Source organism: Bradyrhizobium sp. LB11.1 (assembly GCF_040549385.1).
GTDB lineage: Bacteria > Pseudomonadota > Alphaproteobacteria > Rhizobiales > Xanthobacteraceae > Bradyrhizobium.
Window position 1 is genome coordinate 105,231 of the sequence record NZ_JBEPTH010000017.1, and the last position, 20,832, is coordinate 126,062.

Below are 20,832 nucleotides of genomic sequence, written 5' to 3' on the forward strand. Positions count from 1 at the left end.
GCTTGCATCCCGGCTCTGCCGTACCCTGGAGAGCTGCTGATGTCCGAGATCGCGATCAAGACCTCACCATGGAAAGTGCATTCGAAGTCGATCCAGAGATCGAGCGCTCCGTCGGGTAAGCCCGACGCATGGCTGCCAGGCGGCGAATATGGACGACTCATAAGGCGCCGGTCAAGCGCGCATAGCGGGCTGGCGGCAAGCCGGCGTGGCGTGCGAAGGCCACGCTGAAGGCGCTGGCCGAGCCATAACCTACTCGCTCTGCCACCTGATCCATGCCGAGCTTGCGCTCGCGCAACAGGCGCTTCGCCAGCGCCATGCGCCAGGCCAGGAGATACTCCATCGGTCGCAAACCGACGGCACGACTGAATCGCGCGAAGAATGCCGAGCGAGATAGAGCCGCTTCGGTGGCAAGCTCCGCGACCGTCCAGGGATATTCGGGCCGCGCATGCAGCGCGCGCATACGCCACCGCCAGACGCTCGTCGGCAAGCCCTCGGGATAGGCCCTGCGAGGCCGCGGTTTTGACGCCGCACCTCAAGGCCTCGATCAGGAGCACCGCAAAAAGCCGCTCAAGAACGAGTTCGCGTGCGGGTCGCTGCGCGCGGGTCTCGTCACCAAACCAACTGCACCAGCGTGACAAGCCGCGACTCATCATGGAGTTCGACAGCATCATCGCGCAAGCGGACGCGCTCCTTATCGAGCACCCTTTACGCACAGCGCTGACCGAGGCCGAAATCAAGCAAATCGCCAATTACTTCTATGCCCAGACCCTCTATGCGGACGAAGACCTCCGCGAAGAAGGCGTCGGATCGGACCCAGTCTTTGAAAGCGTCCACCGCCAGTTCGCAGAGGCCAGAGGCTGGGGTTGAGATTGAGACGCCCTTCGCGTGCTGCTCGGATTCAAGCCGATTGGGGGGCTATCGGATACCCCTTTGCCGCAGAATCATTAGCAACCACCAATTCAAAGATAATGGTGGGCGAGAATTATGAACGAGGTCTTACCCGCAACAGCGGCCTGCGCTTGCACTGCGGCTAGGAAAGCACGCGCTGATTGCTGAAATCGCTGGCGCCGCGGGTTTCGGCGAGGCAGCCCGCCCGCATCTCCTTGATTGGAAGATCCGCCAGTGCATTGACTATGTGGTACATGGTCGGAAGCTGCTCCCACGTCGAGCGAACAAAAGCGATCGAGGGTTTGCCTTTGCGATAGGAGATGGTGCGCACTCGCGCACCCGAAGGCGACATTACGATTTGCTCAAGGTCGGCGAGACCTGGTTCGCTCAGACCAGGCAGATAGCGATGATGAAGCGTCCCGTCGATGGGCAAGGTGGGGGGCGGCGGATCTGCGTCTGCAAGATCGGACAGCCCCAGACGGAGAAATTCGTGGCCGTCCCACAGGGCGGACCACTCATACACGCCGCCAACCGCGCGAGGCGGCGGAAGTTCGCAGTAGAGCTTCGCAAAACCCAGTTCCTCGCGTCCGCTGATAATCGGCTCGGGCCTGTTCTCCCATAGAACGGATAGGAATGGACCTCGAACGCAATCGCGCTCTCCCTCGAACGCAACCGGAAACTTGATGGCAAGCATCGAGTAGGCGCGGCCCGCAAGCCATTCGACCTCGAGCAAGTCCGAGCGCTCGACTGTAACGATCGGCTCACCATCAAGACGACATCCGGGAGGGAGCAATTGCGTGAGCGCGTCCGCTTCACTGAGAAACGATACAGCCACGCTAGCGCGTGGCGATTCGCTGTAGTCGTAAGCCTGCCCGTCCGGCCCCTGGCGAGGCCCCACTGTGGGGCCGAACACCACAGGCATGCGATGGCGCTTCCGCCGATCGATCAGCTCTTTCATCCGCGCGCTCCCGTCTAAGGGGCAACCTCGTGCCACCTATTTCCCTATATGAGGAATTATTTAGCTCAAAGCAAGTCGCTGGTGACGGATGTTCTGCATGAAGCGGTCGAGCTCGGTACGTAGCCGCGTGCTTTCGCTGGACAGCACTTTGGCCGAGCTCAGGACTTCTTCCGAGGCCGCGCCGGTCTCAGTGGCGCCGCGATTGACCTCGACGATATTGCAAACAGCTTCCCGCGTGCCTAGCGCGACAGTCTGGATGCTGCGCGCGATCTCCTGCGTGGCGACTCCCTGTCGCTCAACGGCGTTGGAGATAGAGGTCGCAATCATGGATACCTGATTGATGGTCTGGCCGATCTCCTTAATAGCTGCTACCGATTCCTGCGTTGCGCCCTGCATGCCCGCGATATGGTTCGAGATACTCTCCGTCGCCTTCGCAGTCTGGTTTGCTAGCGACTTGACCTCGGAAGCAACCACCGCAAAGCCACGACCGGCATCGCCCGCCCGCGCCGCCTCGATTGTGGCGTTGAGCGCTAGCAGGTTGGTTTGCTCGGCAATTGCCGTGATGAGTTTGACGACATCTCCGATCTCCTGAGCCGCCCGGGATAGCTTACCGATGCGTGCGTCAGTCTGCAGCGCCTGCTGGACGGCGGCGTTCGCAATACGATTAGACTCGCGCACTTGCTTACCTATCGCGTCGACGGAGACCGACAATTCTTCGGTCGCCGACGCGACCGACTGGATGTTAGTGGAGGCGGCTTCCGAAGCGCCGGCAACGTCGCTCGACAAGGCCTGAGTGATCTCCGCCGTCCGCGTCAACGTGCCGGCCGCCTGCTCCAGATGAACCGCGGAGGCCGACACATTGAATACGATCGAACCGACTGCGGTCTCGAAATTATCGGCGAAACGTATGAGTTCCACCCGGCGCGCGGCGCTCCCTTCGCGGTTGTGCGCCTCTCGCGTGGCTGCGTCATGCTCGGCTTTAGCGACGGCCGTCATCTTGAACTCCTCGATGGCGCTCGCCATTTCACCGAGTTCGTCCTTGCGGCCGACGCCGGGCAGCACTACCTCGAAATTGCCGGCAGCGAGCCGACGCATCGCCTTACACATCGCGATCACCGGCCGAGAGATGCCGCGACCGAGCAGGATGGCCAAGATTGCGCCTAGAAGCGTCGCGGCGACGCCGCGCGCGACGATGCGCCTTTCGGTCTGGCGGACAAGGTCGTTGGTGTTGACTTCCAGCCGCTGTTGCTCGGCAACTAAATCCTCCTTCATGGAACTCACGCCCTGCCCCATAGCGCCGGCCGAGCGACTCATCTGGGTGACGAGATTCTCCACCGTGTCGGCATTCGCGTTTCTCTGCAGTTGATTCTGGACGACCTGCGCGCTCTGATCTCCAACCGTTACAATGTCTTCAAAGGTCGAGGCAAAAGTCCGAAAATCGATGGCGAGCTTTTCCAAGCACTCGCGTCGACCACGCTCGGTCGTGTTCAGGAGCGCCTGATCAATGGCGCTCTTGAGGCCGGCCTCGGCCGATTGCGCCAACTTGGCGTCATCTTCCTTGCCGGTCACGACATAGTAGTTGACGGCCGAGCGATAGGAGATCAATTCGCGGTCGATATTGCGAGCAAGGTCGGCCTCGACGACGCTGTTCCGGTACGAAGCGATCGCTTCAGAGACCTGCCCGAATCCGAAATAAGCTACCCCGAGGCCAACCACCGAGGTTGACATGACCCACCCAAAGCCTAGCAGGATTTTGGTGCGAAAGCGGAGCGTCGGAAGCCAGGAAAATAATGATTTCAAACGGCCGCTTTCCGACATGCCCCAATCCTTTCCCGCGAGGCCCGCAAAGCAGGAAGCGGCAGATCCGACTCGAATAAATAAATCTGTTGTCCAAGCCCAATTACAACGAATGTAAGTGCTCTACCCATGCGCGTTGTCTGTCATTAGACCAGGATGATGGTTGTCCCGCGCGTCTTGTCGCGCGCCTGCGAAGGTTGGAGCGCTCTCTCCGACCAGCGCGTTGACGATTACTCTATCTGCGATTTCATAATAATTCCTTTATCAAAGAATTATTCGACTTCGTTCTTAGGAGAATTGTCGGGCGTTGTCATGGTCGCACGCTCCTATCCATTACCCGAAGACCCCGCGGCCAGTACGATCGTGCCACAAACGCCCAGCGTCATGAGAAAGACATACGTCTCGAAGAGGGCGTTAGCCAGCGCGTTGGGGCCGGCGAATGAGTGGTCGGCAATCGCCGCGACAGCGACGGCAGAACCGAAGATCCCTTGGAACATGAGCAAGATGGCCATGGTCTTGGCCACCATATTCGGGGGGATGTGTGCGACACGATAGTCGAGACGATCGGAAGATAGCAGGTACTTGAAAGCAGCACGCCGAATCCAAGAATCCACATAAGTCCGATGGAGCTGGCAGCTGTCACGGTCGGGCCGAAGATCAGTCTAACAGGAATTATCCGCCTCGCCGCGATAGTCAAGCAACTGATAGACCACGCCCAAGCTCGTTTCCGGTCGTGTAAAATAGCACCGCATGCTGCCAACTATCATAAGCGTATCCCCTTGAGTTTGCACGCCGCGCTCCGCGAGCACTGCACGCGCTTCCTCGACGTCATCAAACTCGAGCGCGATATGGTCCATACGTCCGCGCGCGCCCCCAAGGCGCATTTCGCGGATCAAAGGATCCCCAAATTCGATAAGTTCGATCTGCACGTTCTGATTTTGGCTACCGAGAAATTCCGCCCCGAGCTGGAGATGCGGTACGCCCCCTGAGCGGATCAGTTCGAACCCGAAGTCCTGTAGGAACGCGCGTGTGGCTTCAAGGCTAGCCACCACAATTCCAATATGGTCGAGGCGTGCTTTCATTCTGCTCTCCTAGTGTACAGTGACTATGGAGCCCGCTCTGCAATACCGATCGCTAACCCGCGCTTGTCGTCGAACCATCACAAAATGGCCTGTGCAATTGAATACCGAACTGCCGTCAACGGCGATGACCTCCTTGACGAACGGATACTCTGGTTTTGCCCTGAACTCAGCTTTCGCGCTGACGCTTTCCGTCTTCAAAATCCGCGAGAAGTCGGAGGGAGAGTTCATAACCGGATCAAGACCCACAGCGACGAAGGCCTGCCTGGTGAACCTAGGATCCTGATAAGCAGCGACGGCGACCGCGGCCATCCCCTGGGCTGCCGCAAAGATTATCTGCGACGATAGGATTTCAATTGCGTGCGATAGGTTTTCCGGCAGGATCTGTCGGGCGCGCCAGATTCCCGCCTTTAGTCTGTTCACTCGTTGTGCCGCGGCAACCAATGACGCCGATACTATGCTCAATGCGATTCTCGATGCGAACCGATCAACCCGGAAACCCTGCGGCAGTGCAGGACGGGAATGCCGTGCGGCGGCGACGCGCGGCAGCGGTGGCATCGCTCCAGAGACGCTCAAAAGCACGTTGTCTTGGGAGATCGACGCGAGTTTCCGATGCAGGATGTGGGCATGAAAATCGATCACGCCGGAGTCCGACATGCTACTCCTTTGCATGTTGGCCAAGTTGTGGGCTCAGGACAGCGAAGAGGCGCAAGAACAAGCGAACGGCTGCGTGCCCGGCGATGGCCGCCGGACTTTCTCGTAAGCATCGACGCGCCTGATCGCGCCAGTGATGGCCGCGCATTGTTCCCTCTCCTTGGCAGCGAGTAGATCGCTTTATCGTGTTGTGCGCTTGAATGCCGACTGAACGTCTAAAAGACAATAGAACGGTTGCTGTTAATTCCTTTGTCGAGGAATTCAAGAGCTTGTTGCCACAAAAGTCGTAAGAATGTCAAGAAGCGCACGTCGGTGTCGGCGTACTGAGGCCGTCTCGAGTTGTCGGCCTCTCTCTAATTGCAAACGAAAAGCCGATAATCGGCTAGCCTGCCGAGTGACATTTTACTGGGAGTATTCCCACCTATGGGGAAGGTTTGGCCGGTAAGAGATCGCAGATGTTGTAAAGGGCGACATCGGTTGTGGCGCTTTTGTTGGCTAACGCGGCCATGAGCTCACGCTTTTCCCCGCCCTCGGCTATTGTGCGTTTGCCCATGGCATAGGCCAGACTCAGGATCGATGAAACAATCGCTCTATCGCCTGGTTCGCTGCTGAGGCCATCGATGAAGCTGCGATCGATCTTCAGCAGTCGGCCGGCATGTCGCCGACAGGCGACAGTGTCGAGTGTTCGGTATCTCAACTGGCCGCCGAGCGACAAAGAAACTCATACGAAGCGCATTGTCGTAGCGTTTTCCCTCTCGTTTCGTCGTCGTCACGGACGCGGGTGGCCAAAGTTCTTGGCTGCCGAGATGCCGCCAATAACGAAATCGACCATCTGTGCGAGGGTCGGACTCGGCTCAGCCCCACACTGAGAGATGATTTGCGGGTAGAAGAAGCGTCCCATCGCCGAGACCACGCAAAGCGCTGTCATCTTTGGGTCTGCCCTATTGAATTCCCCCTTCTCCATTCCGTCGCTTACTACGTCGCCGACTATCGCGGCGATGATCTCGAGGTGAGCATCGCAAGCCTTCCAATACTCTTGCATGGCGATGGCAACCATTTCGTGGAGCTTGAAATCGCCGACATAGCGCTCCTTGTTCATGTGGTGGATAGATGCCAGGAGCTCGCGAAGCCGCTCGGTGGCAGATAGCGGCTTTTCGGCGATCGCCGCGGCTGCCTGTTCGATCTCACCCATGAGTCGACGCGCCACCGCCTCATGTATTGCCCGCTTCGATTCGAAGAAGCGGTAGACGTTTGCAGGACTCATTTTGAGCACCTTGGCGATGTCAGCCACGGTGATCTTCTGATACCCGATTTCGCGAAAGAGCCGTTCCGCGGTCTGAAGAATCCGGGCGCGGGTATCGGACCGATTATGCTCGAGAACTGTTGTCAAGGATGTCCCGCCATAACTAGCAGCACGGCTCCCAACTTCACGACGACGAGATCCATGCTGCGCTCACTGGCGTCGACTTCCTCTGAGCCGCCGATCAGTGGAATACCGAACCGCCGTCAACAGCAATGACCTGCCCTGTGATGAACCCCGCGTCTGGGCTCGCGAGGAAATAGATCACGTTGGCGAGATCGATGGGATAAGCATCGCGCTTTATCAGTCGTGTCGCTATCGCCATCTCGGAATAGGGGCGGAGCTCGGGCTTCGCCGCAGCGTTCTCGGAAAGCGTGAAACCAGGCGCAACAGCATTGACCAGGATGTTGTCAGGAGCAAACTCACTGGCCAGAGCGCGGGTCATCGAGATGATAGCTCCTTTGCTGGCTACATACTGCATTAGGCCCGGAGTGCCCTTGAAGGCTGTACCGGAGCTGAGATTTATGATCCGTCCCGACCCTGCGGCGCGCATATGCGGCGAGACTGCACGGCACATGCGAAAGATACCGACGACGTTAACGTCGTAGACACGAAGCCAGTCCTCGGCGGTTTTCTGCTCAAAGGGCCCGGGCTTGAGTTGCGACGCCATTGCGGCGTTGTTCACCACGATGTCGATGCGGCCACATCGCTCCATGGTGCTCTTCACGAGGCCCGAAACGCTATCGTCGCGCGATACATCAGCCGTCACGGCGACGACATCGAGACCCTTGGCCGTCAAATCGGTCGCGGCCGCCTCGTGGCCCTTAATGTCGGCGATAACAACGGAAGCCCCCTCTTCCGCCAATCGCTTGGCAGCGGCGAAGCCGATGCCAGTAGCCGCTCCCGTTACAATCGCACATTGGCCCTTCAACTTCATTTGTCTCTCCCAAACATCACGCTCATGCGAACCACAATGTCGCTCGTCCAAGACACAGAGATGTGCCGGTCGACCGCGCTCAAGCCCCTTGACCGTACGGAAGGTCCTTTCGCCTGAGCGTCAGAAGCAGAAGCACCGAAACTAGCAACACCGCTATCGACGTGCCGAAAATAAGCTTGTCAGGAACTTCCGTGGCCAGCGACACGCCAATAACCGCCGGCCCTATTGAGAGACCGATGCTGGTCGCCAACGTAATCAGACCGTATATCGCGCCATAGGATCGGAAACCGAACTCCCGCGAGGTCATATAGGCCGCAACGGCGTACTCCGTGCCGATCCCGAAGCCAAGGAAGGCTGCCGAAGCGGTCAGCGCGATCTGTGCGGTGCTTGTCATTAGCAGAATGAATGATAGCGTCGACACGGAGGCGATCACGATCGTGACATGCGGCGCAAACCATCGATCGAGAACGAATCCGAGCAGCAATCGGCCAGCGAACATGGATATGCCGATCACCGACATGATTGCTGCCGCGGCCTGCGCGTCAGCCCCTTCTCGACGGAGCACGACCGGAAATTCTACGGCCATGCCTCCCAGGACGGCTGACAGCAAAAGAAAGATCACGGCCGTTTTCCAGAAGCGCGTCGTGCGAAGTGCCTCTCGAACGAGAAGACCGGACACCTGGCCTTGTTGTTCCGGGGTTGCCGCCGTCTGCGCCGACGGAGCGTTCCGAAGCAGAAAAAGCGCCGAGAGAAAGATAACGCTGCCCGCTGTGGCGCCCATTGCCATGTAGGCATGGCGCCAGCCCAGATGCGCTATCAGCCCGGCGGCGTAGACGGGCCAGACGGCTATGCCTATGGCTCCGGTACAGAACATTATCCCCATGGCAAGCCCCCGGCGCTTGTCGAACCAGCCTGTCAGCGCCTGAGCATAGGAGATCGGAGAACCTGCGAACGCCAGGACAAACATAACCGCCAACAGAACGGAGAAGGTGTTGGGGCTACTCGACGCCCAGCCCAGCAGCGCAATACCGAGCCCGAACGCCGGACCGCCAACCAGAGCCAGAGGCCGCACGCCGAACTTGTCGCTTAACCGCCCGATCACCGGCGCGGTTAACGAAGCGATGAGCGCGGCTGGTCCGATGGCGGCCGCCACTGCCGGTGCCGACCACCGCGTTTCGGCGATGATCTCGGGCACGAACACGCCGAAGGTGTAGTAGACGACGGCCGGTATGCCGCAGAACATGCACAGGCTGGCTCCAATCAGCACGCCCCAGGCACGATCATATTGTAGAGCGCGCCCTTTTTCGGCGGTGGATGGACGAGCTGGTGTTGCGGGTACCGATGCAGCAAGCCCCGCTGCTCCCAGGACATGCCTTACTCTCATCATAGCCCCCTCTGTCCTTGCCACGGCGAATGCCGCGAATTCAAAAAGTCGTGTGACACGTAGGCACTCGGCGCCGGTCGCGCCGCTCGAGCTACGTCCTGCAGATCGCCTGCGTCTCGTGTGGCATCGCCGAATCAGTCCGATGGCTTTACCGTTTGCAGCAATGCCGAGGCATTCCCGGAAGTGATCTTCTGCCGGTCCTCGGCCGATAAGCCCTCAACCCGATCGAGCAGATCGAACGCGGTGGGATCACCAAATGGAAAATCCGAGCCAAGCAAAAGACGTTCGGCGCCCACGTGCTCGATCAATCGCGCCAGTGCCGCGGGATCGTAGACGCAGATGTCGTACGAAAGACGTTTGATGTAGTCACTCGGAAAGCCCCGAATGTTGACCGTACTGTCGGGCATGTTGGTGACGTTCCGGTCGAGGCGCCCCATGAACAGCGGTGCGTAGCCGCCACCATGGGAGATCACGATCGCAATGCCGGGATGACGTTCGAGCACGCCTTCGTAGATTAGCGAAGCGATAACCTTGGTCTCCTCCATCGGCTGTCCGACCGAGTTCCACAAGCTATAACGTTGGAACCACGGATCGCGCACGCCATCGGGATGAATGAAGGTGACGAGGTTCGCCTCCGAAGCAACACGCCAGTAGTCGTTGAAGGAGGGATCACCAAGATAACGATCATGAACGTTGGCCGGCGCATTGACGATACGGAACCCATAACGTTCGCGGCAGCGCTCGATTTCGGACAGCGTTGCTTGCATGTTCTGGAACGGCAAGACCATCGTTCCGACGAAGCGATCGGGATAGGACAAAACCCAATCGTTCATCGCATCATTCATCATCGCACAAAGGCGTGGCTCCTCGTCAGGCGCCGCCCAAAAGGTGCCTTGCACCACCGTGCTCGATGACAGCACATGAACGTCGATCTTGCGCCGGTCCATCTCGGCGACGTGAAGGTCGGGCCGCAGCATGAACTGGAAGAACGCATCGGCCCGAGAACCTGGCGGTCGGGGACGCGGTGGCGTCGCTCCAAAACCGGTCAAAACGACCTTATCCTGGGAGATCGATGCGAGCTCCGGATGCAGGATATGGGCGTGGAAATCAATTGTACGGCCGGTCGACATGTTGCTCTCCCGTCGGCTAATCATGGGGCGCATTTTGGATACCGAATCGAGCGCGATCGCCTGACGCTATGCCGAGCGGGCCAATCCACCCTGCAACTTATTCGGAATGACCGCGGATCGTCGACGCACCTGTTCGCGTCCATTGTTTCCCCTCCATCAGCGAGTTGATTCGCCGTATTAGGCCGCTTGGATATCAGACCGCAGTTTTGAGGATGTCCAAATCCGCTGCCGATAGATTAATTCCCGTAAACGGGAATTATACATAGTTGCCACGTTCGTCGTAATAATGTCAAGAAGAAGCAAAGGGCGATGCGCGTACGAGATCGCGGACGTCGTACACTATGACATCCGTCGTGACAGTCTTGCTTGCGATCGCAGCCATAAGCGGTTGGTCGCGCGCGGCTGCAATCGTCACAAACAGACGCGAGCCTTCAGCCACGCAGCAGGCGATCGGAAAGCCCGTACCGGTGTCGACGGTCGTCAGAAGTTTCCCATCGCGCACCAATCCTACTGCGTGTCCCGCGAGCGTGGCCACCCATATGCCCTCCTCGCCCGCCCAGATACCGTCTGGCCGGGCATTGGGCCCAAGGAGCGCTGCGATATCGGCAACGTGCCGACGTTCGTGCAGGTCGCCGCCCACATCCACGCGGAAGGATGTCAACCGTTGCGCCGATGTCTCGGCGACCACCAGCGTGCGCTCGCCCTCCGTGAATGCGAGTCCGTTGGGAAAGTGAAGGTCGTCCGCGACTACACGGCTTGCCCGATCCGAACCAACGAACAAAAGGCGGCCCGGTCGGGGCTGCTCGCCGTTTGCCGCAGAGTAAGCAACGTCGTCGACGTACAAATTTCCATTCCGGTCACCCACAAGGTCGCCTAACGGACCCGGCGACAGCGAGCTCAGATCCGCGTAGGTGTCCCATTGCGCCCCCGTCCAGACTCCAATTCGTTTCTCGTGCATCATGGCAGCGACGAGTCTGCCATCCGGGAGAAACCAAAGGCCGTTTGATACGGACGACGTTTCGAACGCCGTCCACTTGCCGCCCGCGTCCGTCCATAGTCGGGACCCTTGAGTATCCGACACCCACAGCGCGCCATTCTGCCAGCGCGGTCCTTCCCCCCACTTCAATCCCGAGGCGTACACCGTCATGCCATGGCCTCCGCGCGAAACAACCGCTCCGAAAGCTTTCTTGTGGCGGCTATCAATTCATTTGGGCCGCTGCAAAGCGCATAAACGTATCTATCAGGGCGAACGATCGCCACGTCGGCACCATTTGCCGCAAGCCACTTATCGACGCGATCGCCGGTACCTGGCGATACGACAGCTCCAAGACGAGACCAAAGCGAGCGAGTATTGTCGTCTACCGCAGCGATGCTCTCCTTCGCTCCTAGGATAACGAAATTGTATCCCGTAACGTCGTCAAGGCGGGCACCGTCACTTGATCGCGGTTGAGGCGCCAGCTGACCGATGGACCTCGTTGGGTGGTCGGCAAGTCCTACACCAAGAGAGGGACGCATTCGAGGAACGACCTGAGGCTCCGTAACCTCGGGAAGCCCATCACCGCTGCCGAATCCCTCGATAAGATTGGACTGCCTAGCTGACTCTACGATGTAGGGGCGAACATGGGCCGCCCTCTCCGTCTCATACGTATCGAGAAGGGTGCTGTGGCACTCTCCTTTCACGACCGATGCCAATTTCCAGGCGAGATTCAAGGCATCCCTGAGCCCCGAGCACATGCCTTGGCCAAGCATCGGCGGCATCTCATGAGCTGCATCGCCTGCAAGTAGCACCCGTCCATTACGCCAGCCTTTCACAAGTCGGGCGTGCCATTCGTAGGTGTCGGTGCGCATGATGCGATAGCCACCAGCAGCGATCCAGGGACTCAGGAGTTTGTAGATCGATGAGGGGCGCTCCAGCTCGTGGGCCGAATCTCCACCGCTCAGCATAAACTCGAAACGCAGCATCGGAGGAAAAATCGGCACATAGGTGAGCGGCAACTCTTGCCTGCAAACGATGAATCCGCTGGTGCGAGGCAGACCCTCGGGATGCTCGAACGGATAAATGTCGATTATCAGCGAACGCTGAGTCCCTTTGAGATCCTCGACGTCTGCCGCCATAGACCGGCGCACGAAGGAGCCGGCGCCGTCACAGCCGACCGCGTACGCGGCGCGCAGCGCCCTCGTGTCGCCGCTCTTGCGATCCCTTAAGGTGAGCACGACTTCTTCATCAGCCTGCCGGAGATCCGTAACTTCCCAGCCAAATAGCAGATCGACGTGGGGATCGTTGGCTAAGCCACCGCGCAACTGCGACTCGAAATCAGGTTGATGAAACTGGTAGTCGCCCTGCCAGCCTTGATCGGATTCTTCCTCCGAATGGGCAAACGTAAGAAACGGCGTGCCATCTCGCTTACGTAACGTCCATCCCGACATCCTCAGAAACTGCAGCTCCATTGCGGCAGCGCCGACGGTCTGCAGCGTTCGCATCGTTTCGTCGTCGAGATGGGTCGCCCGCGGATGATGGCAAACCAGCCTATTTGGATCGATTGCAGCAACCCGAATTCCCTTGCTGCCAAGCAGTCGAGCGAGGACTAGCCCCACCGGACCACATCCCACAACGGCTACGTCGTACAATTCGCTCTTATTCGCATCCACCTCAGTGTCTCCCTAGATGATTCAATCGACGCTGAAGTCGAACTCGAAACGCGTGCCCCAGGTGTTGAACGTACCCGGCTGCCACACTTTAGGCTTTTGCGGCAGATCTTCGTGCCATGGTCTTGGCTCGAAGATTCCGATATCCGGCAGTAGAACGTCCATGTCGGTGTAGAGCTCGACGATCGTCCGGTCCGGGTCGTGATGATAGGCTGCGAAATTGTGTCCCGCCGTATGCCTTGCCGGACCCCACAGGGTAGAGATGCCGGCCGTTGCGAGAAGATCGGCCGCCTGACAATGATGGCTACGGTCCTGAATCTGAAATGCGATATGATGAACTCTGCTTCTATCGGCTTGAACGACATTCAGGACGTGATGATCCGGATTGCATGTCAAGAAGGTTGCGACATCTACAAACCAGTCCGTGGTGTGAAAACCGAGAGACTCGGTAAAGAATCGCACGACCTTGGCTGCGTCTGGTGCCATGATCGCCACGTGCCCGAGGCGAATCGGCCTGATACCCTTTTCGGAGAACCCCGGCGCTGGCATCGTCATGGTGCTGAAGAGTTGCAGCGGAATCGATCCGGGCGGCGTCACCTCGATCAACTCCGACACGCCCGGACGGGAGTCCTTCTTCCAGGAAACCCTGTGGCCAGCACCTTCAAGGTCCCTAGCCAGGCCTTTCAACGGCACGTCTTGATTGACCTGCAGCCCGATGCATGACAGCCCCGGGGCGCTGGCTGATCGTAACGCGACGTTGTGATGGTCGAGCCCGATGCTTAGATAGGCTGCATCGGCACTAGCCTCAACTTGGCGCAGGCCGATCACGTTCTCGTAATATTCCGCCTGACGTCGTACATCCGGCGTAGCTAGTTCAATGTAGCCAATTCGGAAAACTTTAGGCATCACGCCCTCTCCATATCTGCAGAAGTCAATCGGCGCGGTCAGTTCGCGGTTTCACCGTCGAACCGCTCGGGCACCACAGCATTTTCGATGAAGCCGATACCTTCGATTTCCACGCGCGTACGGTCTCCGGCCTTGAGGAATGTCGGAGGCTTCATCGCCGCTCCAACGCCGCCAGGCGTCCCGGTGAAAATGAGATCTCCGGGCTCCAGCGTCATTGCGCGACTGAGGTATTCGAGCTGTTCGAACACGTTGAATACGAGGTGACGTGTATTTGAATGCTGTCGGACCTCGTCATTGACGAAGCATTTCACATCCAGTTGATGCGGGTCTCCGATCTCGTCGGAGGTAACGATCCAGGGCCCAATCGGTGCATGCGTGTCGAACGATTTACCGACGCACCATTGCGAACTATGCTGTTGCCAGTCGCGGACCGAGACGTCATTACCCGCACAGAATCCGAATATGTAATCGCGGGCTTGCGCCGCACTGACGTGTTTGGCGCGGCGACCAATGATGGCGACGAGCTCGGCCTCATAGTCGAGCAACGACGAAGCAATCGGCAAATCGACTGGATCGTATGGACCGTTGATGCTCGTGTTCGCTTTGGAAAACCACAGTTGCCGATCGGGTTTAGCGAGCCCGGTCTCTGCGATGTGATCCGCATAATTCAGGCCGATGGCGAGCACCTTGCCCGGACGCGCTATGGGGGCAAGAATCTTGACGTCCGCTAGCGGAATTTGGGGGGCTGCGTCGACGTGGCGGGCCACCGCATCTTTTAGTGCGTCCCAGCTTTCGATCACACGGATTGCATCCTCCGCACCGCCGACCACTTCCGTCAGATCAACGATCGCCTGCCCGATTAACGCGCCCACGCGAATGCGGTTTTGGTGCCTATATCTGATAAGCTTCATATCGTGCCTGTCTCCGGGGAAGAACGAGTTGCGGCCGACCGCGAGCATGCGCACTCAAGCGCGCTTGCCGGCCGTCCATTGGGTTCGATGTTCGCTTCCGACTATCGCCGGAGGTGACCGAAGTGCATTTGCCATAGACGATCCGCTCCCTCCACTCCGCGTTTCCTTCGCGGGCCATGCGATTTCCACCGGTATCCCGGTTAACCTGCTTATCGAGGTTATCGCGCGCCTCCCACGACGGTTCATCCGGGCCTATATTGCTGAATTCCATTCATAATTCCTTCATCGAGGAATTAATCGTTTATTGCCATGAAGGCAATAATGGTGTCAAGAGGGATAACCCGGTGCGAGCGGACCCAAACCACTTGAGCAAGAAAACGTCGAAACAACCCAGGATCGCGCGCCGCCAGGGCCGCCCAGTCAAGGATGACTCGCAGGCATTGCGGGACAAAATCATCGCTGCAACGCGAGAACTACTTCGGACGAATTCACCCGACGCGATTTCGCGTATCGATATTGCCCGAGCGGCGAAGGTCGATCCCGCCCTGATTCGCTATTATTTCGGCAGCAAGGACGATGTACTAAGCGCGGTTGCGCTCACATTCATGGATGATTTCCGGAGGAGCGAATATGATGTTCCTACCAGCGGCGACGTTCAGGATCTGCTCGACCGGATCGTGACCGTGATGATGGCCTTCATAGAGAGCGTTCCGTATATGCACGATCTCTTGGTCAGGGAGATTAGCCGGCTCGGTGCTCCCGGCGGGGCCAAGATTAGGAGTGCGTTCATCGATAATCCGACGGCGCGGATAGAACGGTCCATTCGAGGTACGGATAGCATTCGATTGACGCGAAGGGAGCTTCAGTTCTTTCGCATGATGGTGATTGCCATCTGCGCTTTCCCGATCCGCGAACAAGCATTTATTGAGCAACTTTTTGGACGCGAGCGATTCGATGCTGAATTAACGAAAGAATACTGCAAGTTTGTCGCGAAAGTTTTCGCACAGGGCATGAAACCACGACCGAAGTAGTAGAGAGTTGTAGCGCTCTGTCACTCAGCCTCCGCCCCCCAGCTTAGGCGGAGAATTTTGAACGATACAGCGACGGCGATCGCATACAAGGCAACGAACTGCGGACGACGGGTCTAAACAGTATCGCGTGTCGCCCTGCCCCGTGTAGCGAACTCGACAAACCAATTCAATGAAGCCGGATTCGCCATGGCGTCGGTGCTTGCGGCACGCTCTGGCGGTACACCCATGATCAGCTTACGAACGGGCACTTCCATCCTCTTGCCTGTCAAGGTGTAAGGAATGGCGGGAGCTTGATGAATCTCGTCAGGCACATGACGCGGGCTGGCATCGGTACGCAACCTGACAACGATTCGACTTTTCAAATCCTCATCGAGTTGCCGCCCTGCACCTAGCGCGACGAATAGCGGCATGTAGAATTCGCCGCGGGGCATTTCACAACAAACGACCAGTGCATCGGTGATTTCTGGTATCTGCTCTAACACGCGGTATAGTTCAGCGCTGCCAATGCGCACGCCAAATCGGTTAAGAGTCGCGTCCGACCTTCCATAAAGATACGCGCCTCCTCGAGAGTTGAACTTTGCGAGATCTCCATGACGCCAAATCCCCGAATATGTGGTGAAATAGCTGTCATGGTACCGAACGTCGCCTGCATCACCCCAGAAGAAGAGTGGAGCGGACGGAAACGGCTTGGCGACGACTAGTTCTCCAACGTCGTCAAAAATCTCTTCGCCGTTCTCGTTCCAAACCTGGACGTCGATCCCGAGTGCTCGAACTTGGAGTTCGCCAGCATGAACAGGAAGCGCGGGAGTTCCGGCGAGGAGACTACTACAGAGCTCCGTCCCGCCAGATTGGGAGGTCACCCAGAGATCTTGCCGAACGTTCTCGTAGATCCACCCGAATGTCTCGGGCGTCGAGGGTGCCCCGCCAAGTATGATGGTGTCCAATGCCCGCAGATCAAAGGTAAGGGCCGGACGGACGTTCTCCTTTTTCATAGTCTGGACAAGGGTGGGACTCGCGCCGAACACCGTTGCCCCAGTTTCATCGGCAATCCGCCAAAGTGCGTCGGCGCCTCCATGAAACGGGCTGCCGTCATATAGGATGGCGGCCGCGCCCACAATCAGCGAGGCCATGACGGCATTCCACATCATCCATCCGGTTGTACTATAAAAGAACATCCTCCGTCCTGGCCCGAGGTCACAGTGAAGGGCCATCGCTTTCAGATGCTCGGCGACCATGCCCGCATGTCCGTGCGCTATGGCCTTCGGTAGTCCCGTCGTACCAGACGAAAACAGGATCCATAATGGATGATCCGACGGCACGCGCTTGTACTTAAACTCCGCGGCCGGAATCTCCGGTCCCTTTAGCAGGTCAGCGAACTCCACGACTCGCGGGACAATCGCGACATCGCGTTCAAGGCCGACGTACGGCAGCCAGATGAGAGTGGTCAGGCTTGATAGGCCGTTCGCGATCGTTACTATTTCGGTTCGTCGATCGAAGACGCGGCCGTTGAACTGATAGCCATCCGCAAAGAACGCGACTTTGGGCTCAAGCTGACCAAAGCGCTCGAGCACCATCTTCGAGCCGAACTCCGGCGCCGCTGACGACCAGACGGCTCCGATAGCGACAGTTGCAAGCATGGCAACGGCGGTTTCCGGAATATTCGGCATGTAGGAAACGACCCGATCCCCCGGTTGAACGCCGATTTGGCGTAATCGCGTTGCGAGCCGCCGTACTTGTCCTCCTAGTTCACTCCAAGTCATCGTCGCAACGGGACGCACCTCGGAGCAGTAGACGAGCGCAACTTCTTCGGAAGTTGCCACGCTTTCATGACGCAGAAGATGCTCCGCGTAATTGACGCGAGCACCCAAAAACCAGCGGGCCTTGAGTATGTCAGTCCCACTAACCACTTCCGCCGGAGCATCTCCGAAAATGCCAAAGTAGTCCCAGATCGCGCGCCAGAAGCAGTCGCTTTCGGCCACCGACCAGCGCCAAAGATCTTCATAGTCGGTAAATATTAGCCGCCGTTCCCGCTCAAGCCAGCGCAGAAACTTGGTGATCTGCGCTCGCTCCACCCGCACACTGTCGGGCGTCCACAGAAGCTGCCCGGCCGTCGGTGCGCTGCTTAGAGTTTGCCCAGTTCCGGAAGTCATCTCTGCGATCTCTAGCTGGCTTGGCCTTGCTGATGATGAGCATTTAACCAAAGCAACAACAACGTGCACGGGCGACAATCATCATTTCCTCACATCAGGAATTCGATTCAGATCACACGCAACGACTCAAAGTGTCAAGCGTCCGGTGTCTTAGGAAACTTACGAGTTGGAGAGATCAGACTGAATTCTGACGGAGCCCCTCTGAGTCGCCGGAGCACGGTAAGCCTGCGAGCGATGGGAGCGCCCCTTAAAAAAGGGGCCGCCGCACAAGTAAGGCGGCGGCCCTCACAAGTCTGGGAGGTTAGCAGACGAGCCGGCCTGCCAGCGGATACCCTCGGCTTTCAAGGCGGCTGTTGCGTCCGAGTGCTACTTGCACCGATTCCCGATATTGAAATCTTTGAAGCGCGACGACGGTAACCTATTCGTCCGCGCGCCCGACGAAGCCAACACCCGGGCGGCATGGCGACATCGGCCAATTCCTACTTTATGAAGAATGGTCGTTTTTCGGAAGGCGTAGTCTCCTGATCCGGTGCCCAGAGGCGATAACGGAGTGTCGCGGCCACGCTGAAGCCGTTTGGAACGGAGGAGAGATTGATCGGTCCTCCGGAGGTTGCGCCGGATGTCGCCGTATAAACCTGTTCCGTGGCCCATACCTGGACTTGGGCAGGACCAAAATCATAGCCTAAGAGCGCGCCGACCGCGACCCGATCATATCGGTTTGCATTCAGAATCTTGTAATTGTAGAACGCGCTCGATTTATCACCGGTTACCTGTCCAACATAGTACGCCACCGGACCGATAGTCCACTTGTCGATTTGCTTCGTTGCGGTGAGGTCGACGTGGAAAATGTCGCCGGTCGTGTAACCGGTCACACTGTTTGCGGTGTTCATCTCATTGTAGAGGTTCGCCGTAAGATTCCATCCGTTCTTTAGGTAGGACAGCGACAATTGCGGCATGAATGTCCAATACGGATCACCTACGTTGCTCAATTTCGCGATTCCGGTTTGAGTTCCATCTGGCACATACATGCCAAGACCGACCTTCGCGAAGAAGCCGCTATCTCCAAGCTTCCAGCTCAGTTCGAACGGCGCAATGTACGTGTTGTACATGCCGCTCGATTGGACGTTCACCGGGCTTCCGACGCTTTGCATCTGCAATGGCACGGCGATCGCCGCATCATAGGTAGCTCCGAGAAACGTCCACCCGGGGACAAAGACGAATCCATGGGTAATGGCGCCGACTTGCAAGCCTGTGTTGTCCCCAATGACCTTTGTCACCGGACCGGCGATGTTCGATTGAAGCGTACTTGCGCGATCGAACCCGTAGATGCCTGGCGGCGGTGCCGCAGCAGCCGTTCCGATGAACAAGCCAGGCATCGCCACGGCCGAGCTCGACTCGTACGAATGCGCAGGCGTCGTAGATAGTGTGGCGACGCCTGCGGCAGCAAATGCATATCCCCACTTAAGCATTTCATTCTCCCCATATTTTCACGACGTTAAAAGATATTCGGACAGCCGTCGTCGTTCGCTGCGAAGAAACGCAACGTCCGCGTCGAAGCCCCACATCAAGCGAACCTTCCCAAGGGGAGCGCGCTCAATGCAGCGGTCGCTGAACACAGCCGACCTATCAGGCCTGCGGCAGCAAATAGCTTTAGGCTGTTCGTAACCGACGATCGGCCGATAAGAGTCGCGGCGCTAAAAGCTTACGCTCTGCCGTCATGCGCTCGCATCACCGCGGCTGGCTAACAGGATGCGCGACAATACTGATTTCAAATGGACATCGTCCCCTCCCTCTAAGCGCTTTCCACCCAACGCGACTTCACGATCTTCAGCAGGATCAAGTTGATCCTGCTCGACCCTCATGCCGGGGCCATCGCCTCGTCGCCACAGTCTGCCCAACACACGCCTCGCGACCTGCGGTACGAGCTTTGGGCAGCCCGTCGAAAGTCCAGATTTAAGCACCGCGTTACAGCGCCCAATCATTCGATTTAATTCCTTCATAGAGGAATTGTATGTATCTCGATGCCATGAAGGCAACTTGATGTCAATGGCGGTAAAATTGATGGGTGCGAATGAGAGGGCAACTTTCCGACTCTCTCGCCAGCCTTAGAGCCACAGATGGCGGAGCAGGAGCTTCGAAGGAGAGATGAGCAGCGCTTTTATGCCATGCGGATGTTCTGCATGAAGCCGTCAAGCTCGGCACGCAGCCGTGCGCTTTCGCTGGACAAGCGTATTGGCCGAATTCAAAAAGCGCCAAGAGCTACTACAACTAAAAATCGTCCAAATCCCATGCGCAACCATTCGGGTCGGTGCGCGCGGAGCGCGGCGCCTTGCATTGTGTTTTGTTGCGAGCGACTGGAATGACGGACTCTGACAATAAAGATGGTTGGCGACATGCGGCAAGAGCTGTTGACCTGCAGCAGCTTCGACTAGCCGTGGTAGCTTGCGATTGTGGAAGCTTTCGGCAAGCCGCAGAAGCGCTTTCAATCAAGCACTCCGTCCTCAGCCGTTCGATTGGCAAGCTTGAGTATCTGATTGGCACTCCACTATTTGAGCGCTCAAGGGGAGGGATAAAACCTACTCTCGCCGGCCGATCAGTCCTGCGAATAGCGCGGCTTATCTTGGAACAAGTGGACACGCTCGTCGACACAGGAAGATCTAGCGGTCGAGGTGACGTTGGCCACCTTGCGATGGGATTTTGCAGCTCCATTTCAGCCGGCAATTTGCGGGCCACTCTGGTCGACTTTACAAGGCGCTTTCCGCAAATCGAGTTGGCAACAGTAGAACGCTCACGCTCTCGTCTTATGACCGCGCTTCGTAGCGGGACAGTCGACGTCGCTGTCTGCCCTGGACGTCTACCATCAACAGACGCCAAGGTGCTATCGCTCTGGAGCGAGCGGATCCTGATCTCGCTACCCCATGATCATCGCTTGGCAGCGAAGGAGGTAGTCCACTGGATGGATCTTCGTATCCCTCCGGCGGAGACCGTCTTGTTCGGTGACCGGCTTCCGAGGAAGCATGTGGCTTTAAGGCTAGCCTTAAGGTCGGTAGATGCGGGTAGA

The 20,832-nt window shown here is 58.0% G+C and carries 19 protein-coding genes and 1 pseudogene; 3 read left to right on the plus strand and 17 right to left on the minus strand.

All coding sequences use genetic code 11. From position 1 onward, the window contains the following. Positions 1 to 157: 157 nt before the first annotated feature. Positions 158 to 684: pseudogene (locus ABIA96_RS31720) on the minus strand (helix-turn-helix domain-containing protein); the annotation flags it as partial. On the opposite strand from ABIA96_RS31720, the gene ABIA96_RS31725 reads away from it, so the two are divergent. Beyond that, complete coding sequence (locus ABIA96_RS31725) at positions 652 to 867, plus strand: hypothetical protein (RefSeq protein WP_354140856.1); 216 nt, start codon at positions 652 to 654, stop codon at positions 865 to 867. The pseudogene ABIA96_RS31720 and the gene ABIA96_RS31725 overlap by 33 nt on opposite strands. A gap of 163 nt (positions 868 to 1,030) precedes the next feature. Here ABIA96_RS31725 and ABIA96_RS31730 read toward each other — a convergent pair whose 3' ends face one another. The 14 genes from ABIA96_RS31730 to ABIA96_RS31795 all read right to left on the minus strand — a co-directional run bounded on the left by ABIA96_RS31730 (position 1,031) and on the right by ABIA96_RS31795 (position 14,638). Further along, positions 1,031 to 1,846, minus strand: coding sequence for an acetoacetate decarboxylase family protein (locus tag ABIA96_RS31730; RefSeq protein WP_354140857.1), 816 nt, complete (start codon positions 1,844 to 1,846; stop codon positions 1,031 to 1,033). Between the two features lie 60 nt (positions 1,847 to 1,906). After that, positions 1,907 to 3,664, minus strand: a complete 1,758-nt coding sequence (locus ABIA96_RS31735) for a methyl-accepting chemotaxis protein (RefSeq protein ID WP_354140858.1) — start codon at positions 3,662 to 3,664, stop codon at positions 1,907 to 1,909. A gap of 305 nt (positions 3,665 to 3,969) precedes the next feature. Continuing rightward, entirely contained in the window at positions 3,970 to 4,155 is a 186-nt protein-coding gene (locus ABIA96_RS31740) for a hypothetical protein (RefSeq protein WP_354140859.1), read from the minus strand. Between the two features lie 150 nt (positions 4,156 to 4,305). Further along, on the minus strand, positions 4,306 to 4,725 hold the full coding sequence (locus tag ABIA96_RS31745) for a VOC family protein (RefSeq protein ID WP_354140860.1): 420 nt from the start codon (positions 4,723 to 4,725) through the stop codon (positions 4,306 to 4,308). A 9-nt stretch (positions 4,726 to 4,734) separates the two neighbouring features. Further along, on the minus strand, positions 4,735 to 5,379 hold the full coding sequence (locus tag ABIA96_RS31750; RefSeq protein ID WP_354140861.1) for a hypothetical protein: 645 nt from the start codon (positions 5,377 to 5,379) through the stop codon (positions 4,735 to 4,737). A gap of 418 nt (positions 5,380 to 5,797) precedes the next feature. Next, a complete protein-coding gene (locus ABIA96_RS31755; protein WP_354140862.1) occupies positions 5,798 to 6,091 on the minus strand; it encodes a hypothetical protein in 294 nt (97 codons plus the stop codon). A gap of 54 nt (positions 6,092 to 6,145) precedes the next feature. Continuing rightward, a complete protein-coding gene (locus tag ABIA96_RS31760; RefSeq protein ID WP_354140863.1) occupies positions 6,146 to 6,766 on the minus strand; it encodes a TetR/AcrR family transcriptional regulator in 621 nt (206 codons plus the stop codon). Positions 6,767 to 6,860: 94 nt separating this feature from the next. Beyond that, positions 6,861 to 7,613 carry an SDR family NAD(P)-dependent oxidoreductase gene (locus ABIA96_RS31765; RefSeq protein WP_354140864.1) on the minus strand — a complete coding sequence of 251 codons (753 nt, stop codon included), beginning with the start codon at positions 7,611 to 7,613 and terminating at the stop codon, positions 6,861 to 6,863. 79 nt (positions 7,614 to 7,692) lie between these two features. Next, a complete protein-coding gene (locus ABIA96_RS31770) occupies positions 7,693 to 8,856 on the minus strand; it encodes an MFS transporter (protein WP_354140865.1) in 1,164 nt (387 codons plus the stop codon). A gap of 275 nt (positions 8,857 to 9,131) precedes the next feature. Further along, a complete protein-coding gene (locus tag ABIA96_RS31775; RefSeq protein ID WP_354140866.1) occupies positions 9,132 to 10,127 on the minus strand; it encodes an amidohydrolase family protein in 996 nt (331 codons plus the stop codon). Between the two features lie 289 nt (positions 10,128 to 10,416). After that, positions 10,417 to 11,274 carry an SMP-30/gluconolactonase/LRE family protein gene (locus ABIA96_RS31780; protein ID WP_354140867.1) on the minus strand — a complete coding sequence of 286 codons (858 nt, stop codon included), beginning with the start codon at positions 11,272 to 11,274 and terminating at the stop codon, positions 10,417 to 10,419. Next, the gene (locus tag ABIA96_RS31785) at positions 11,271 to 12,776 is read right to left on the minus strand and encodes a bifunctional 3-(3-hydroxy-phenyl)propionate/3-hydroxycinnamic acid hydroxylase (protein WP_354140868.1); all 1,506 of its coding nucleotides are present in this window, start codon (positions 12,774 to 12,776) and stop codon (positions 11,271 to 11,273) included. The genes ABIA96_RS31780 and ABIA96_RS31785 overlap by 4 nt, the downstream gene beginning before the upstream one ends. Positions 12,777 to 12,797: 21 nt before the next feature. Beyond that, a complete protein-coding gene (locus ABIA96_RS31790; protein ID WP_354140869.1) occupies positions 12,798 to 13,679 on the minus strand; it encodes a VOC family protein in 882 nt (293 codons plus the stop codon). 38 nt (positions 13,680 to 13,717) lie between these two features. Beyond that, a complete protein-coding gene (locus ABIA96_RS31795) occupies positions 13,718 to 14,638 on the minus strand; it encodes a fumarylacetoacetate hydrolase family protein (protein ID WP_354140870.1) in 921 nt (306 codons plus the stop codon). A 317-nt stretch (positions 14,639 to 14,955) separates the two neighbouring features. Here ABIA96_RS31795 and ABIA96_RS31800 point away from each other — a divergent pair, with 317 nt between their 5' ends. After that, on the plus strand, positions 14,956 to 15,621 hold the full coding sequence (locus ABIA96_RS31800) for a TetR/AcrR family transcriptional regulator (RefSeq protein WP_354140871.1): 666 nt from the start codon (positions 14,956 to 14,958) through the stop codon (positions 15,619 to 15,621). 113 nt (positions 15,622 to 15,734) lie between these two features. On the opposite strand, the gene ABIA96_RS31805 is transcribed toward ABIA96_RS31800, so the two are convergent. Both ABIA96_RS31805 and ABIA96_RS31810 read right to left on the minus strand, forming a co-directional pair. After that, the gene (locus ABIA96_RS31805) at positions 15,735 to 17,840 is read right to left on the minus strand and encodes an acetoacetate--CoA ligase (RefSeq protein WP_354140879.1); all 2,106 of its coding nucleotides are present in this window, start codon (positions 17,838 to 17,840) and stop codon (positions 15,735 to 15,737) included. A 410-nt stretch (positions 17,841 to 18,250) separates the two neighbouring features. After that, positions 18,251 to 19,240 carry a SphA family protein gene (locus ABIA96_RS31810; protein ID WP_354140872.1) on the minus strand — a complete coding sequence of 330 codons (990 nt, stop codon included), beginning with the start codon at positions 19,238 to 19,240 and terminating at the stop codon, positions 18,251 to 18,253. An 890-nt stretch (positions 19,241 to 20,130) separates the two neighbouring features. Here ABIA96_RS31810 and ABIA96_RS31815 point away from each other — a divergent pair. Further along, the coding region (locus ABIA96_RS31815) for a LysR family transcriptional regulator (RefSeq protein ID WP_354140873.1) at positions 20,131 to 20,832 on the plus strand (702 nt) is incomplete at its 3' end.

Coding starts and splice junctions, on each gene's coding strand:
- ABIA96_RS31735 (WP_354140858.1), bottom strand. CDS start 3,664: ATGTCGGAAAGCGGCCGTTTGAAATCATTATTTTCCTGGCTTCCGACG.
- ABIA96_RS31795 (WP_354140870.1), bottom strand. CDS start 14,638: ATGCTCGCGGTCGGCCGCAACTCGTTCTTCCCCGGAGACAGGCACGAT.
- ABIA96_RS31725 (WP_354140856.1), top strand. CDS start 652: ATGGAGTTCGACAGCATCATCGCGCAAGCGGACGCGCTCCTTATCGAG.
- ABIA96_RS31745 (WP_354140860.1), bottom strand. CDS start 4,725: ATGAAAGCACGCCTCGACCATATTGGAATTGTGGTGGCTAGCCTTGAA.
- ABIA96_RS31730 (WP_354140857.1), bottom strand. CDS start 1,846: ATGAAAGAGCTGATCGATCGGCGGAAGCGCCATCGCATGCCTGTGGTG.
- ABIA96_RS31810 (WP_354140872.1), bottom strand. CDS start 19,240: ATGCTTAAGTGGGGATATGCATTTGCTGCCGCAGGCGTCGCCACACTA.
- ABIA96_RS31775 (WP_354140866.1), bottom strand. CDS start 10,127: ATGTCGACCGGCCGTACAATTGATTTCCACGCCCATATCCTGCATCCG.
- ABIA96_RS31750 (WP_354140861.1), bottom strand. CDS start 5,379: ATGTCGGACTCCGGCGTGATCGATTTTCATGCCCACATCCTGCATCGG.
- ABIA96_RS31765 (WP_354140864.1), bottom strand. CDS start 7,613: ATGAAGTTGAAGGGCCAATGTGCGATTGTAACGGGAGCGGCTACTGGC.
- ABIA96_RS31780 (WP_354140867.1), bottom strand. CDS start 11,274: ATGACGGTGTACGCCTCGGGATTGAAGTGGGGGGAAGGACCGCGCTGG.
- ABIA96_RS31740 (WP_354140859.1), bottom strand. CDS start 4,155: ATGGCCATCTTGCTCATGTTCCAAGGGATCTTCGGTTCTGCCGTCGCT.
- ABIA96_RS31790 (WP_354140869.1), bottom strand. CDS start 13,679: ATGCCTAAAGTTTTCCGAATTGGCTACATTGAACTAGCTACGCCGGAT.
- ABIA96_RS31770 (WP_354140865.1), bottom strand. CDS start 8,856: ATGTTCTGCGGCATACCGGCCGTCGTCTACTACACCTTCGGCGTGTTC.